Source organism: Streptomyces luteireticuli (assembly GCF_041519305.1).
Classification (GTDB): Bacteria; Actinomycetota; Actinomycetes; order Streptomycetales; family Streptomycetaceae; genus Streptomyces; species Streptomyces luteireticuli.
Genome location: NZ_CP167927.1, coordinates 4,621,965 through 4,635,841 on the forward strand (window position 1 = coordinate 4,621,965; position 13,877 = coordinate 4,635,841).

Here is a 13,877-nt window from a genome sequence, read left to right on the forward strand (position 1 = left end):
AATCGTAATGGAGAGTAAAGGGCTGAGGGAAGGGGGCGATCCCTATCAAGCGGGAGCTTCCTCCTATGGAGTGAATATTCATTTTTTTCGGCTTGTCATACTTATCTTTTCCTTTGACCGTGCGACGTTGGCCGGAACGACGGCGGATCAGGGCGGCGAGGCCCCCGCCGGACCGGCTGAGCAGGTCGAAGGGTGAGATGCCTGATGGCGGCTGCATGGAGACACACACTGGGCGGCCTCGCCGCACTGGCGCTGGCGGCCGGGGCCGCGGGCTGCGCGGGGGACGACGGCCCGGACGCTCCGGGGCCGCAGGCGGCCGCCGGTCCGAAGTCCGTGGAACGGCCGGTGCACCTGCTCGGCGACGGTTCCACCGCGGACACGGGCCCCCAGCCGCGGCAGCCCAAGCCGCGGCGGATGGCGCCGGGAGAGAAACCGCCGCAGTTCGTGGTGTTCTCCTGGGACGGCGCAGGGGAGGACAGCCAGCGGCTCTTCTCCCGTTTCCGCAGGATCGGCAAGAAGTACCACGCGACGATGACGTACTTCCTCAGCGGCGTCTACATGCTTCCCGAGGAGAAGCGCACCCTCTACGAGCCGCCCCAACACGCCGCCGGGGCCTCGGACATCGGCTTCAACGACGTCCGAGGCGTGCGGGACACCGTGGAACAGCTGCGCGGTGCCTGGCTGGAGGGCAGCGAGATCGGCACCCACTTCAACGGGCACTTCTGCGGTGCGGACGGGGGCGTGGGAACCTGGACACCGGGGGAGTGGTCGAGCGAGATCCGACAGGCCAAGTGGCTGGTGCGCAACTGGAAGACCAACGCGGGCCTCAAGGACGAGCCGCCCCTGCCCTTCGACTACGGCAAGGAACTGGTCGGCGGCCGGGCCCCCTGCCTGGAGGGGCAGCACAACCTCATCAAGGCGGCCAAGAAGCTGGGCTTCCGCTACGACGCCAGTTCGGCGGGCGGGCGGCAGATGTGGCCGTCGAAGACGGGCGGGCTGTGGGACTTCCCGCTCCAGGACGTGCCCGTGCCCGGCCGGGGCTTCGAAACCCTGTCGATGGACTACAACTTCCTTGCCAACCAGTCGGGTACGACCAAGGGGGACCCCTCACGGCGTGCCGCGTGGGGCCGGCAGATGCGCGACGGACTGCTGGCCGGCTTCGAGCGGGCCTACCACGGCAACCGCGCCCCGCTGTTCGTCGGCGACCACTTCGAGTCGTGGAACGGCGGCGTCTACATGCGGGCCGTGGAGAGCGTGATCGCCCGTGTCTGCACCAAGGAGGGCGTACGCTGCGTCTCCTTCAAGCAACTGGCCGACTGGCTGGACGTGCAGGACCCCGGCGTGCTCGCGCGGCTGCGCCGGCTGGAGGTCGGTGAGGCGCCGAGGCACGGCTGGGCACACCTCGGCGACACCCCGGCGTCCGAGCCGCACGTGCCCACGCCGCACGCACCCTCCTGGCACGCACCGTCGTCGCAGGAGCCCTCGACGCACGAGCCGGACGGCGGATCCGGGCGGTACGACGAGGATGACGACGACGAGGACGACGACAAGTCGTCGCGTACCAGGTCCTCGCGGAACAAGCCGGTGCGGATCAGACCCGTGCTGGTCAGGCCGGCTGCGGGGTAGCCGGCAGCGGTTCGCCGAGCACGAAGGCGGGGTCGACCTGGGCCGCCAGGTCGGCACCCGTCTTCGCGTTGCCCCAACTCTCCGCGTTCTTCAGGTGGAAGTGCACCATCTGGCGGGTGTAGCGATGCCAGTCACGGCTCCCGTACGCCGTGTCGGCGGCCTCCCGGAGGGTGTCCAGAGCCTCGCGGTTGACCCCTTCGAGCAGCTCGAAGAGGGGTGGCCGGCCCTTCTCCATGGCCCGCACCCAGTCGGAGTGGCCGAAGCAGGTGAGCAGGTCGGCGCCGGCCTCGTCCCGCAGGAAGTCCAGGTCGTCCTGGCCCTGCACCTTGTTCCCCACGACCTTCAGGCGGACGCCGAAGTCCCGTGCGTATTCCTTGTACTGGCGGTAGACGGACACGCCCTTGCGCGTCGGTTCGGCCACGAGGAAGGTCATGTCGAAGCGTGTGAACATCCCCGAGGCGAAGGAGTCGCTGCCCGCCGTCATGTCGACGACCACGTACTCGCCCGGTCCGTCGACGAGATGGTTGAGGCACAGCTCCACCGCGCCCACCTTGGAGTGGTAGCAGGCCACGCCGAGATCCGCATCGGTGAACGGGCCGGTGGCCATGAGCCGTACGGATGCCTCGTCGTCGAGGGGGACGGTGCGTGCGCAGGCGTCGTAGACCGGGTTGTCCTCGACGACCCGCAGCAGTCGGGAACCCCGGCCGGGCGGAGTTGTCTTGATCATCGTCTCGGCCGAGACGATGCGGGGATTCGAGCCGCGGAGGTAGTCCTTGATGAGCGGAAGGTGCGCGCCCATCGCGGGCAGGGCGGCCGCCTCGGCCTCGTCCAGTCCGAGCGCCGCTCCCAGGTGCTGGTTGATGTCGGCGTCCACGGCGACGACCGGGACACGGCGGGCGGCGAGGTGGCGGATGAACAGAGAGGACAGCGTGGTCTTCCCGCTGCCGCCCTTCCCTACGAAAGCGATCTTCATGTTCACCAAGCGTAGGTGCGGGAGTGCGCCAAGTGAGGTCGGTGAGTGAAGAAGACCACTCCTTCGAGGGGTGTGAGCGGGAAATGCGTAGGGTCTTACTCATGAGTACGACTGCCGATCCCCTGGCTGCCCTGGGCTCGCTCCCGGGCGTCGCCGATTCCGTGGATTCCGTACGCAGGGCGGTGGACCGGGTGTACGGCCACCGGGTGATGCGCCGCCGCAGCAACGAAGTGACGTCCGAGGCGGCTCTGCGCGGTGCGCGGGGTTCGGCCGCGCTCTCCGGGGCGGACTGGGCCCTTGAAGAGGTGCGCCGGCGCTCCGACTTCGGGGGTGAGGGCGAACCCCGCACCGTGGGGGCCGCGTTGCGGCTGACCGCCGAGGCGGGTCAGCTCCTGAGCGTATGGCGCCAGTCCCCGACGCGCGTACTGGCCCGGCTGCACCTGGTGGCCGCGGGGAAGGCCCAGCCGGACGACGCCGTGGGGCGGCCCCGGCTCCGTGGCGAGGCCGTGGACGAACCACTGATCGACCTGCCCCTGCCGGACGCGGACGAAGTGGCGGGGCGGCTGGAGGGGCTGGCGCAACTGCTGATCGCGGGCAGTGAGGCCCCCGCGCCGGTGACGGCGGCCGTGGTGCACGGAGAACTGCTGGCCCTGCGTCCGTTCGGCTCCTGCAACGGGCTGGTGGCCCGGGCGGCCGAGCGCATCGTGCTGGTCGGCAGCGGTCTCGACCCCAAGTCGATCTGTCCCGCGGAGGTGGGGCACGCGGAGCTCGGACGGGAGGCCTATCTGGCCGCGCTGAGGGCGTACGCCTCCGGTACGCCGGAGGGGGTCGCGGCCTGGATCGTGCACTGTTCCCGCGCCGCCGAGCTGGGGGCCCGTGAGTCCACGGCGGTCTGCGAGGCCCTGCAGCGGGGAGCCGCCTGACGTCCCTCTGTGGTGCAAGTGCGCCGCACGGGCGCAGAATTGCGGCGGTACCGGTCCTGCTCGGCACCGCCGCTGGCACGTTCGCCGGGTTACCAGTGCGTGCACGAAAGGCGTCCATCAGGCGGGGGAACTTTGCTCCGCCTGGTGCGACTGGCCCGTAATCGACGGGTCGGCGTCGCGTGGGTGCCCGGCATCCGTGCTCGGTCCGTGGGCCTTGATGCGTAGCAGGCATCCTCCCGGATGTCCCTGGTCTCGCGGGCCGTTGACTCCTTTCTACTCCCCTCGCCGGGTAAGCGGAAGGCGGAGCCGCACTTCTTTACTTTTAGCTTCAAAAACGGTCAATCAGGGCACGGTCATTCGGGGCGAGGGCGAGGGGAGCGGCGGCGGCCCGCCAGCCAGAACAGCCCCACGGCCGCAGCGGCCGCCCCGACCGCCGCCGCGGCCAGCAGAGTCGGCCGGGAGGGCACCGGCAGCGCCGCAACCCGTTGTTTGAGCCGTACCGGACGGCTGAAGGCGAGGACCGGCCAGTCGCGGGCGGCCGCTTCGCGGCGCAACGTCCGGTCGGGGTTGACCGCGTGCGGGTGGCCGACGGATTCGAGCATCGGGATGTCGGTGGCCGAGTCGCTGTAGGCGTAACAGCCTGACAGGTCGTAGCCCTCGGAGGCGGCGAGCTCGCGGACGGCCTCGGCCTTGGTGGGCCCGTACGCGTAGTACTCCACCTCGCCCGTGAAGACGCCGTCCTCGACGACCATGCGCGTCGCCACGACGCGGTCGGCTCCCAGGAGCCGGCCGATCGGCTCGACGACCTCGGCGCCGGAGGTGCTGACGATGACCACGTCGCGCCCGGCGTCATGGTGCTCCTCGATGAGCGAGGCGGCCTCGTCGTAAATGATCGGGTCGATCAGCTCGTGGAGGGTCTCCGCGACGATCTCCCGGACCTGGTGCACGTTCCAGCCGCGGCAGAGCTCGGAGAGGTACTTCCGCATCCGCTCCATCTGCTCGTGGTCCGCGCCGCCGAGCAGGAAGACGAACTGGATGTACGCCGTGCGCAGCGCGGCGCGCCGGTTGATCAAACCGCCTTGGTAGAAGGACTTGCCGAAGGTGAGCGTGCTCGACTTCGCAATGACCGTCTTGTCCAGATCAAAGAACGCGGCTGTTCGGCGCAAGGAGTGGTTTTCCACGCCGCCGAGCATAGGGGCCCTCCATTCGGCGTAAGCTGAGGCGTGTGGGTTTGCCTGAGAAGGCTCTCGGGTACACCATGGAAGTCACGGATCGTTCGCGACCGTGTCTAACCCGGTCCGACTCCTCCCCCCCCGAGTCGGCCGTGGGGACGACCCCCGCTCTCCCCCCCGGCGGGGGTCGTCGCATGTCCGGATGTGTTTCGGGCATCCTCTCGAGCCTCCTTCGACGGTCGGGCGCCTCGCGTGGCGCCGCTCCGCCTTCCTTCATACACGTAACTGTGCGTAATCGCCGCACTGCTCTGCGGAAGTCACCGGTATAGGTGAGCGGGATATTCACAACCGTTGAGTTGTCCACAGTTTTTCACCAAGATCCACACGATTTCCCGGTCCGCTGCACGGTGATTCCCCACGAGTTCCGCGATGCCCGCGGAGACGAGAGCGCGTCGTGTGGCGCGCAGGAGAGGGGAGGGGCCGTGAACGGACCTGTCGCAGGAGAGGGGAAGGCCGCCGCCGGCACGAGGCGGAGCGGCCCATTGATCGTCACCGAGGACGAGGACCTGCTCGACGATCTGCTGCGGCTGTGCGCGGCGGCCGGAGCCCTGCCCGAGGTCGCCCACGGGACGTCCGTCCGGGCCGACCAGTGGTCCGGGGCCCCGCTGGTCCTGGTCGGCGACGACTGCGCCGACCGCCTGCCCGGCGTCGTGTGCCGCGAGGGGGTGGTGCTCGTCGGCCGGGATCCCGACGATCCCGGCGTCTGGCAGCGCGCCCTGGGCATCGGCGCCCGCACCGTGGAGGTGCTGCCCGACGGCGAGGGCCGGCTGGTCGACCTGATCGCCGACGCGGCGGAGGGAACGGGGCGGCCCGCGCTCACCGTGGGGGTGATCGGCGGGCGGGGCGGCGCCGGAGCCAGCACCCTGGCCTGCGCCCTCGCGGTGGCGGCGGCCCGGACCGGGCGGCGCACGATGCTCGTCGACGCCGACCCGCTGGGCGGCGGGCTCGACGTCCTGCTCGGGGCCGAACGGGCCGAAGGGCTGAGATGGCCGGCGTTCGCCGGGTCCCGGGGGCGGGTGGCCTGCCGCGCGCTGGAGGAGGCGCTGCCCGAACCGCACTCCCTGCGCCTGCTGAGCTGGGACCGCGGCGACCGCGTCGCGGTCCCGCCCGAGGCCGTGCGCGCGGTGCTGGCCGCTGCCCGCCGGAGAGGCGGGGTGGTGGTCGTCGACCTGCCGCGCGGTGCCGACGGCGCGGCCGCCGAGGTGCTCGGGCAGTTGGATCTGGGGTTGTTGGTGGTGCCCTCCGAACTGAGGGCGGTCGCCGCCGCGCACCAAGTCGCCCTGTCCGTCGGCATGATGATGGGCGACCTGCGGATGGTGGTCCGCGGGCCGTGCGGACCGGGGCTCGACGGGGAGGAGGTCGCCCGCCTCCTCTCCCTCCCCCTCGCCGGGGAAGTGCCGGAGGATCCCGGCCTGTCCCGGGCGCTGGCGGCGGGCCGGCCGCCGGGTGCGGACCGGGGCCCGCTGGCCGCTTTCTGCACGGAGTTCTGGGCACAGGTGCTGCCCGACGGCGAGGGCGTGGCGGCATGAGCACGGCACTGCTGGACGCCGTGCGCCTGCGGCTGGCGGTGACGGGAGCCGAGCCGACAGCCGCCCGGGTCGCCGAGGCCCTGCGTCAGGAAGGCCGGCTCCTCGGCGATGCGGAGGTGCTGGGCATCGTCTCCCGGCTGCGCTCCGAGCTGGTGGGCAGCGGTCCCTTGGAGCCGCTGCTGGCCGAACCGGAGGTCACCGACGTCCTCGTCACCGCGCCCGACCAGGTGTGGGTGGACCGCGGGGCGGGCCTCCGGCGCGCGGACGTGTCCTTCCCCGACGCCGCGGCGGTGCGCCGGCTCGCCCAACGGCTGGCCGCGGTCGCCGGCCGTCGGCTGGACGACGCCCGCCCCTGGGTGGACGCACGTCTCCCCGACGGCACCCGGCTCCACGCCGTCCTGCCCCCGGTGGCCGTCGGATCGGCCTGCCTCTCGCTGCGTGTCGTGCGGCCGAAGGCCTTCACCCTGGACGAGCTGGCCGCGGCCGGGACGGTGCCGCCCGGCGGGCAGGAACTGCTCCGCTCCGTGCTGGACGCCCGGCTGTCCTTTGTGATCAGCGGTGGTACGGGCTCGGGGAAGACCACCCTCCTGTCGAGCCTGCTGGGCCTGGTCGCGCCGGACGAACGGATCGTCCTCGCCGAGGACTCGGCCGAACTGCGCCCGGACCACCCGCACGTGGTGCGGCTGGAGTCCCGCCCCGCCAACCAGGAGGGCACCGGCCTGGTCACCCTGCGGGACCTGGTCCGCCAGGCCCTGCGGATGCGGCCGGACCGGCTGGTGGTCGGGGAGGTGCGCGGGCCCGAAGTGACCGATCTGCTGGCCGCGTTGAACACGGGTCACGAAGGGGGCTGCGGAACCGTGCACGCCAACGCGGCGGCGGACGTCCCCGCCCGGCTGGAGGCCCTCGGCTCCACGGCCGGGCTCGACCGGGCCGCGCTGCACAGCCAGTTGGCAGCGGCCCTGGCGGTGGTCATCCACCTCGTGCGGGACCGCGGGGGCCGTCGGCGCGTCGCCGAGGTGCACGTCCTGGACCGCGACCGCGCCGGGTTCGTGACCACCGTGCCGGCCGCCGTCTGGGGCCCGGAGGGCTTCGTACGGGCACCCGGCTGGGAACGGCTCGCGGCGCTGTGCGGGCGGGGCGGGGGCGTGCCATGACGATTCCGGTGGCGGCGCCACAGACGCTGCTGACCGCGACGGCGCTGCTCGGTGTCGCGGTCGCCGTGCGGCCTCCGGTGCGGCGGGGCCGGGAACTGCGGCGGGCGAGGGGGCTGTTCGCCGATCAGGGTGCGGTGGGTGCACGCGTCCCGCTCCTTCCGCCGCGGCTCCGGGAGGCCGTGGAGCGGCTGCTCGCCGCGGGACGGGGACGGCGCGAACTGTGGTGCCTTCCGGCAGGGTGCGCCGTCGGCCTGCTGGGCGGGTCGGTCCTGCCGCTGCTCATGGCCGGGGCGGCCGTGCCGCTGGTGAGACGCCGGCTGGCCGCCCGGCGGCGGCAGCGGGAGCGAGAACAACGGGAGGAAACCGTCATCGAGTTGTGCGGGTCCGTCGCAGGTGACCTGCGGGCGGGGAGACAGCCCGGCGAGGCGCTGGCGGTGGCGCCGGGGGATGCCCTGGGGCCGCCGTGGCAGGCCGTCATGGCGGCCGCGAGGTTCGGCGGGGACGTGCCGGCGGCGCTGCGGGAGGCCGGCGGACAGCCGGGGGCCGAGGGACTGACCGGAGTGGCCGCCTGCTGGCAGGTCGCCGTCGACGGCGGGGCAGGGCTGGCCGCCGGGCTCGAACGGGTGGGGACTGCGCTCGCCGCGGACCGGGACCAACGCGAGGATCTTCTGGCCCAATTGTCCGGCACGCGCACCACCGCCGTGATGCTCGCCCTGCTCCCGGTCCTCGCCCTCCTGATGGGCAGCGCTCTCGGTGCCGATCCGCTGCGCGTGCTGCTCCACACCCCGGCCGGCCTCGGCTGCCTCGCCCTGGGCGGGTTCCTCGAGTACGCGGGGCTGGTCTGGACGCGGCGCATCGTGCGCGCCGCCGGCGGAAGGGAGGAGTGATGGACGGGCGGTGCGTGGGCGGCCCGGAAGCGGCCGTCGCGCTGGCTGTCGTCGCGTCCTGTGCGGTGGCCGCTCTGCGGGGCGGCGGCAGGGCGAAGGCGGTGCGGCGCAGGGCGGCGGGGCTGTGGGGCGGTGATCCGCCGGCCACCGCGGCGATGTGGCGGCGCGCCCGTGCGGCGGGTCCCGCCGTGGTCCGTGAGGGGCTGCCCGTGGCCGCGGCTGTCGTTCTCGGAGCGGTCCTCGTCGGCGGTCCTGCCGGCTGGGCCGTGGGGGCTCTCGCCGCCTGTGGCCTGTGGTGGTGGAGACGGAGGGCCGGGCGTGAGGCGCCCGGGGAGCAGGAAGTCCCTGCGGAGGCGGCGGCACGGCAACTGCCGCTCGCCGCCGACCTGATGGCCGCCTGTCTCGCGGCGGGCGCGGGGCCACGGGAGGCGGCCGAAGCGGTCGGCGGCTCGCTCGGCGGCCCTGTCGGCGACCGGCTGTCCCGGGCGGCCGCCGAGGTGCGGCTCGGCGGGGAGCCGTCGGTCGCCTGGGGGCGGCTGGCCGTGCTGCCGAGGGCCCGAGGGCTTGCGCTGTGCCTGGAGAGGGCCCAGGCGACGGGAGTGCCCGCCGTGGATCCCATGGCCCGGCTCGCCGTCACCCTGCGCGCCGCGCAGAGCCGGTCGGCCGGCATACAGGCCCGCCGTGCGGGCGTCATGGCGACGGCCCCGCTGGGGCTGTGCTTCCTGCCCGCGTTCCTGACCGTCGGGGTCGTACCGATGGTGATCGGTCTGGCGAGCGGGCTGGTGCGGGGCTCGTAGCGGTACGGACCCTGCCCTGGACAGGACATGAGGACGTCGCCCGGGCAACTGGTGTCCGGACGCGAGGAGATGAGGAGGAAGTGATGGTCATGCGGTGGTGGGCGAGGGTCAAGTGCGCTGCGGGGCAGGCCGGAGAGGCGGGGATGTCGACGGCCGAGTACGCGGTGGGGACACTCGCCGCCTGCGCGCTGGCGGCGGTGCTCTACAAGGTGGTCACCAGCGAAGCGGTGAGCGCCGCGTTGCAGGGGCTCATCGAGAAGGGGCTCCATGCGACGTTCTGATGACGGCCGTTGCGACAACGACCGCACCCGTGACGGCGTCCGTTCGGACCGCGGCTATGCAACCGCGGAGACCGCCATGGTGCTGCCGACGCTGGTGCTGTTCGGCATGGCCCTCATCTGGGGACTGATGGCCGCGTCCGCGCAGATCCAATGCGTGGACGCGGCACGGGCCGGGGCGCGGGCCGCGGCCCGCTCGGACCCGGCTCCGGCGGCGGTGCGGGCGGCGAGGACGGCGGCCCCCGCGGGGGCCCGGGTCGTGGTGACGAGGGAGGGGGATCTGGTGAGGGTGCGGGTCGAGGCGCGGGCTGCGGGACCCGGGCCGCTCGCGGTCCGGCTGGGCGGAGAGGCGGTGGCCCTTGCGGAGGACACGGTGGGGTGACGGGGGAGGAGGCGACAGGGGCTCCGCCGCCGTATGGACGGCGATTGCCGCCACGGCCTTCTGCGCGGTCTTCGCGCTGTTGCTGGCCATGGGCCAGGCGGTGCTCGCCCGGCACCGTGCGGGCGGCGCGGCAGACCTGGCGGTCCTGGCCGCCGCCGACCATGCGCTCCTCGGCCGGGAGGCGGCCTGCGGCCCCGCCCGCCGGGTCGCCGGCGCCCAGCGGGCGCGGGTGGTGTCCTGCACGGTGCGGGGCGAGATCGCCGAGGTGACGGCCGAGGCACGGGCCGGGCCGTATGCCGTCCGGGTGCGTTCCCGGGCGGGGCCTGCAACGGCGGCCGGGCCGGGGGCTCCGGCGGATTCGTCCGGTCCGGTGCCCGGGGGGACCGGACCGGACGGCGGGAGCGCGACGGAGGGGCCGTCGGCCCGGGCCCGTCCGGGAGCGGGCCCGGGCTCAGGGCCCCGGGGCTGATTCCGCGGAGTCCCGTCCCTCCGGGGGCGGGTTCCCGGGAGGGGCCGCCGCGCCCTCCGCCGCGCCCTCCGCCGGGCCCTCCGGCGCGCCGGACAGCAGCCGGCCGAGAAGGCGGACGGCCGCCCTCTTGTCGAGGGGCTCGTTCCCGTTGCCGCACTTGGGCGACTGGATGCACGAGGGGCAGCCCGTCTCGCACTCGCAGGCGGCGATCGCCTCGCGGGTGGCGGTGAGCCAGCGGGCGGCCGTGCGGAAGGCCCGCTCGGCGAAGCCCGCGCCACCGGGGTGGCCGTCGTAGACGAAGACGGTGGGCAGCAGCGTGTCGGGGTGGAGGGGCACGGAGACGCCGCCGATGTCCCGGCGGTCACAGGTGGCGAAGAGCGGCAGCATGCCGATGGAGGCGTGCTCCGCGGCGTGCAGGGCCCCGCCGAGGGCTTCGGGCGCCACCCGGGCGTCGTCGAGCTGGTCCTCGGTGACCGTCCACCACACGGCGCGGGTGCGCAGCGTACGGGGCGGCAGGTCCAGCTTGGACTCGCCCAGGACCTCGCCGGTGATGACCCGGCGGCGGAGGAAGGAGACGACCTGGTTGGTGACCTCGACCGAGCCGAAGCACAGCCGGGCCTCGCCCCAGGGGACCTCCTCGACGGTCTCCAGGACGGAGACGGTCGTGGTGTCCCGGGCCGTCGTCGAATAGGGCGGATCGGCCTGCTCGACCAGGGCGACGTTGTCCTCCAGGTCGAGGCGCCGGACGAGGTAGCTGCGGCCCTGGTGGAGGTGGACGGCGCCCTCGTGGACGGTGGTGTGGGCGGCGGCCGCGTCCACGGTGCCCAGCAGCCGTCCGGTGCCCTCCTCGACCACCTGGACGGGCCGCCCGCCCTCGCCCCGGATACCGGTGAGTTCGGCGGCGCGCTCACGGCGCGTCCAGTGCCAGGACGTGCCACGGCGCCGCAGCAGCTTGCGCAGCTCGAGACGGGGGAGGAGGCCCGGTGTCTCCGGTCCGAAGAGCGCCAGGTCGGTCTCGGTGAGAGGGAGCTCCTCGGCGGCGGCGCACAGGTGCGGGGCGAGGACGTAGGGATTGTCCGGGTCGAGGACGGTGGTCTCGACGGGCTGCCGGAAGATTGCTTCCGGGTGGTGGACGAGGTAGGTGTCCAGGGGGTCGTCCCGGGCGACGAGGACGGCCAGCGCGCCCCGGCCGGTGCGGCCCGCCCGGCCGGCCTGCTGCCACAGGGAGGCGCGGGTGCCGGGGTAGCCGGCGAGGAGGACGGCGTCGAGGCCGGCCACGTCGACTCCGAGCTCCAGGGCGGTGGTGGCCGAGAGGCCGAGCAGCTCGCCGGTGTGGAGCGCGCGCTCGATGGCGCGCCGCTCCTCGGGGAGGTAGCCGCCGCGGTAGGCGGCGATACGGGAGGGGAGGGATCGGTCGACCGCGGCCAGGCGCTCCTGGGCTATGAGTGCCACGAGTTCGGCGCCGCGCCGGGAGCGGACGAAGGCGACGGTGCGTACGCCCCGGACGGCGAGGTCGGTGAGCAGCTCGGCGGTCTCGGCGGTGGCCGTGCGGCGGACGGGGGCGCCGCGCTCGCCGTGGAGCTCGGTCAGCGGTGGCTCCCAGAGGGCGAAGACCGTCTCGCCACGCGGGGAGCCGTCGTCGGTGATCTCCACCACAGGGACCCCGGTGAGCCGGGTGGCGGCGGTGGCGGGTTCGGCGGCGGTGGCCGAGGCGAGCAGGAAGACGGGCTCGGAGCCGTAGCGGGCGCAGAGGCGGCGCAGCCTGCGCAGCACCTGGGCCACGTGCGAGCCGAAGACGCCGCGATAGGTGTGGCATTCGTCGATGACGACATAGCGCAGGGCGCGCAGGAAGGAGGCCCATCGCGGGTGCGAGGGCAGGACGGAGCGGTGCAGCATGTCCGGGTTGGTGAGCACGTAGTTGGCGTACTGCCGTATCCATTCGCGCTCCTCGACGGGCGTGTCCCCGTCGTGGACCGCGGGCCGGACCGCCTTGCCGAGGGGAGCGGCCAGGGCGCGCACGGAGCGGTGCTGGTCGGCGGCGAGGGCCTTGGTGGGCGCCAGGTAGAGGGCGGTCGCGCCGCGCCCGTTGGGAGCCTCGGAGCCGTCGAGCAGGGTGCTGAGGACCGGCGCGAGGTAGGCGAGGGACTTGCCGGAGGCGGTCCCGGTGGCCACCACCACCGACTCGCCGCGCAGCGCGTGCTCCGCCGCGAGCGCCTGATGCATCCACGGCCGGTCGATGCCGGCGGCCCGGACGGCGGCGGTCACTTCCGGCCGGATCTTCTCGGGCCAGGCGGCATGACGTCCGGGGCGAGGGGGCAAGTGCTCCGTATGAGTGATGCGTGCAGCCCGGGCTGCCCCGGCGGTGAGTCCGTCGAGGACCGCCCGGGGAGCGGGGTGTACGCCCGCCTCCGGCGGGAGTTGATCGTGGGCCATCGACATCGAGTGTGTCACTGGCGTGACGGACAATGGCGTCAAGGCGTCGTGCACGCCTGCCGGTAAGTGATTGAATGCCATCGCGGCTGCCGATCTGCGGGGGGCGACCGCTCGATGCAAGGTGCTGGAGGATCCGTGGACCTGTCCCTGTCGACCCGGACCGTTGGCGACCGTACGGTCGTCGAGGTCGGTGGCGAGATTGATGTGTACACCGCGCCCAAGCTGCGGGAGCAGCTGGTCGAGCTTGTCAACGACGGCAGCTATCACCTCGTCGTGGACATGGAGCGTGTCGACTTCCTCGACTCCACGGGGCTCGGCGTGCTGGTCGGCGGGCTCAAGCGGGTGCGGGCGCACGAGGGCTCGCTGCGCCTGGTCTGCAACCAGGAGCGCATTCTCAAGATTTTCCGTATCACCGGTCTGACCAAGGTGTTCCCGATCCACACCTCGGTCGACGACGCGGTGTCGGCGACCGACTGACGGCCGCCGGAGCTGTCGGCGCGCGGGTGCCGGGCCAAAGGGCTCGGTCCCTGTGTGGGTTCGCTCCGTCCCCGTGACGGGGGAGGGGGCACGTACGACCGAGGGGGATGGGATGGCCACCGTCGAACTGCTCTTCAGCGCCCTTCCCGAGCACGTCCGCACCGCACGCCTCGTGGCGGCCGCGGTGGCGCGCCGGGCGGGGGTCGACGAGGCCGTGCTCGACGAGGTGCGGCTCGCCGTGGGCGAGGCCTGCTCACGGGCGGTCGGCCTGCACCGGAGCATCGGCATCGGCACCCCCGTACGCGTCCGGCTGACGGAGGACGAGAAGAAGTTCTCCATCGAGGTGGGGGACGACGCGCCGCACATGTCCATCGCCGAGGCCGTGGCGGGCTCCTCCGGTGCGTCCGCCGCGGAGCACGAGGACGCCTCGGAGGGCGAGGACGACATGGGTCTCGCCGTCATCAGCGGGCTGGTCGACGACGTCGAGGTGAGCGCCGACGAGAACGGCGGCGTCATCCGGATGAGCTGGCCGACGATCCCGGCCTCCGTTCTGCCGTAGCCGCGCCTGCGATTCCCGGTGGAGCCGGGCCTGCGTGATCCGCCGTAGCCGTGCGCGGTGCGGGTGCGGAGCCGTCCGACCGGCCCCGGAGCGCGGTGGCCGTAATTCCCCGGGCGCATTCCCGGATCTTCACCGGGCGGGGTTCCCCTGCTGCGGAT

General features: G+C 73.3%; 14 protein-coding genes. 11 read left to right on the forward strand and 3 right to left on the reverse strand.

Translation table 11 applies throughout. The features are described 5' to 3' along the window. Positions 1-204 precede the first annotated feature (204 nt). Positions 205-1,626 carry a hypothetical protein gene (locus AB8735_RS20630; RefSeq protein WP_372408737.1) on the forward strand — a complete coding sequence of 474 codons (1,422 nt, stop codon included), beginning with the start codon at positions 205-207 and terminating at the stop codon, positions 1,624-1,626. On the opposite strand, the gene AB8735_RS20635 is transcribed toward AB8735_RS20630, so the two are convergent. Next, positions 1,607-2,599, reverse strand: a complete 993-nt coding sequence (locus AB8735_RS20635) for an ATP-binding protein (RefSeq protein ID WP_344018927.1) — start codon at positions 2,597-2,599, stop codon at positions 1,607-1,609. The genes AB8735_RS20630 and AB8735_RS20635 overlap by 20 nt on opposite strands. 101 nt (positions 2,600-2,700) lie before the next feature. Here AB8735_RS20635 and AB8735_RS20640 point away from each other — a divergent pair, with 101 nt between their 5' ends. After that, positions 2,701-3,522 carry an oxidoreductase gene (locus tag AB8735_RS20640; RefSeq protein WP_372408738.1) on the forward strand — a complete coding sequence of 274 codons (822 nt, stop codon included), beginning with the start codon at positions 2,701-2,703 and terminating at the stop codon, positions 3,520-3,522. A gap of 353 nt (positions 3,523-3,875) precedes the next feature. Here AB8735_RS20640 and AB8735_RS20645 read toward each other — a convergent pair whose 3' ends face one another. Further along, a complete protein-coding gene (locus AB8735_RS20645; RefSeq protein WP_372408739.1) occupies positions 3,876-4,715 on the reverse strand; it encodes an HAD family hydrolase in 840 nt (279 codons plus the stop codon). A 461-nt stretch (positions 4,716-5,176) separates the two neighbouring features. Between AB8735_RS20645 and ssd the strand changes: the two genes are divergently transcribed. The 7 genes from ssd to AB8735_RS20680 all read left to right on the forward strand — a co-directional run bounded on the left by ssd (position 5,177) and on the right by AB8735_RS20680 (position 10,250). After that, positions 5,177-6,283 carry a septum site-determining protein Ssd gene (gene ssd / locus AB8735_RS20650; protein ID WP_372408740.1) on the forward strand — a complete coding sequence of 369 codons (1,107 nt, stop codon included), beginning with the start codon at positions 5,177-5,179 and terminating at the stop codon, positions 6,281-6,283. After that, positions 6,280-7,437, forward strand: coding sequence for a TadA family conjugal transfer-associated ATPase (locus tag AB8735_RS20655; RefSeq protein WP_344018917.1), 1,158 nt, complete (start codon positions 6,280-6,282; stop codon positions 7,435-7,437). The genes ssd and AB8735_RS20655 overlap by 4 nt, the downstream gene beginning before the upstream one ends. Next, a complete protein-coding gene (locus AB8735_RS20660; RefSeq protein WP_372408741.1) occupies positions 7,434-8,324 on the forward strand; it encodes a type II secretion system F family protein in 891 nt (296 codons plus the stop codon). Before AB8735_RS20655 ends, AB8735_RS20660 begins: the two co-directional genes overlap by 4 nt. Beyond that, positions 8,324-9,121 (forward strand): type II secretion system F family protein, encoded by a 798-nt coding sequence (locus AB8735_RS20665; protein WP_372408742.1) that lies wholly within the window; start codon positions 8,324-8,326, stop codon positions 9,119-9,121. The genes AB8735_RS20660 and AB8735_RS20665 overlap by 1 nt, the downstream gene beginning before the upstream one ends. 83 nt (positions 9,122-9,204) lie before the next feature. Further along, complete coding sequence (locus AB8735_RS20670; protein WP_344018911.1) at positions 9,205-9,402, forward strand: DUF4244 domain-containing protein; 198 nt, start codon at positions 9,205-9,207, stop codon at positions 9,400-9,402. Further along, positions 9,389-9,781 carry a TadE family type IV pilus minor pilin gene (locus AB8735_RS20675; protein ID WP_372408743.1) on the forward strand — a complete coding sequence of 131 codons (393 nt, stop codon included), beginning with the start codon at positions 9,389-9,391 and terminating at the stop codon, positions 9,779-9,781. The genes AB8735_RS20670 and AB8735_RS20675 overlap by 14 nt, the downstream gene beginning before the upstream one ends. Beyond that, positions 9,759-10,250 carry an Rv3654c family TadE-like protein gene (locus AB8735_RS20680; RefSeq protein WP_372408744.1) on the forward strand — a complete coding sequence of 164 codons (492 nt, stop codon included), beginning with the start codon at positions 9,759-9,761 and terminating at the stop codon, positions 10,248-10,250. Before AB8735_RS20675 ends, AB8735_RS20680 begins: the two co-directional genes overlap by 23 nt. On the opposite strand, the gene AB8735_RS20685 is transcribed toward AB8735_RS20680, so the two are convergent. Beyond that, on the reverse strand, positions 10,233-12,764 hold the full coding sequence (locus tag AB8735_RS20685; RefSeq protein WP_372408745.1) for a DEAD/DEAH box helicase: 2,532 nt from the start codon (positions 12,762-12,764) through the stop codon (positions 10,233-10,235). The two genes, AB8735_RS20680 and AB8735_RS20685, sit on opposite strands and share 18 nt — an antisense overlap. Before the next feature lie 54 nt (positions 12,765-12,818). On the opposite strand from AB8735_RS20685, the gene bldG reads away from it, so the two are divergent. Both bldG and AB8735_RS20695 read left to right on the forward strand, forming a co-directional pair. Then, entirely contained in the window at positions 12,819-13,160 is a 342-nt protein-coding gene (gene bldG / locus AB8735_RS20690; protein WP_049716377.1) for an anti-sigma factor antagonist BldG, read from the forward strand. Positions 13,161-13,272: 112 nt separating this feature from the next. Further along, positions 13,273-13,719, forward strand: coding sequence for an ATP-binding protein (locus tag AB8735_RS20695; RefSeq protein ID WP_344018900.1), 447 nt, complete (start codon positions 13,273-13,275; stop codon positions 13,717-13,719). Positions 13,720-13,877 lie beyond the last annotated feature (158 nt).

Excerpts from the sequence above, each read along its gene's own strand:
- AB8735_RS20630 (WP_372408737.1), top strand. The coding sequence starts at position 205 with ATGGCGGCTGCATGGAGACACACACTGGGCGGCCTCGCCGCACTGGCG.
- AB8735_RS20635 (WP_344018927.1), bottom strand. The coding sequence starts at position 2,599 with ATGAAGATCGCTTTCGTAGGGAAGGGCGGCAGCGGGAAGACCACGCTG.
- AB8735_RS20640 (WP_372408738.1), top strand. The coding sequence starts at position 2,701 with ATGAGTACGACTGCCGATCCCCTGGCTGCCCTGGGCTCGCTCCCGGGC.
- AB8735_RS20645 (WP_372408739.1), bottom strand. The coding sequence starts at position 4,715 with ATGCTCGGCGGCGTGGAAAACCACTCCTTGCGCCGAACAGCCGCGTTC.
- AB8735_RS20655 (WP_344018917.1), top strand. The coding sequence starts at position 6,280 with ATGAGCACGGCACTGCTGGACGCCGTGCGCCTGCGGCTGGCGGTGACG.
- AB8735_RS20660 (WP_372408741.1), top strand. The coding sequence starts at position 7,434 with ATGACGATTCCGGTGGCGGCGCCACAGACGCTGCTGACCGCGACGGCG.
- AB8735_RS20665 (WP_372408742.1), top strand. The coding sequence starts at position 8,324 with ATGGACGGGCGGTGCGTGGGCGGCCCGGAAGCGGCCGTCGCGCTGGCT.
- AB8735_RS20670 (WP_344018911.1), top strand. The coding sequence starts at position 9,205 with ATGGTCATGCGGTGGTGGGCGAGGGTCAAGTGCGCTGCGGGGCAGGCC.
- AB8735_RS20675 (WP_372408743.1), top strand. The coding sequence starts at position 9,389 with ATGCGACGTTCTGATGACGGCCGTTGCGACAACGACCGCACCCGTGAC.
- AB8735_RS20685 (WP_372408745.1), bottom strand. The coding sequence starts at position 12,764 with ATGGCATTCAATCACTTACCGGCAGGCGTGCACGACGCCTTGACGCCA.
- AB8735_RS20695 (WP_344018900.1), top strand. The coding sequence starts at position 13,273 with ATGGCCACCGTCGAACTGCTCTTCAGCGCCCTTCCCGAGCACGTCCGC.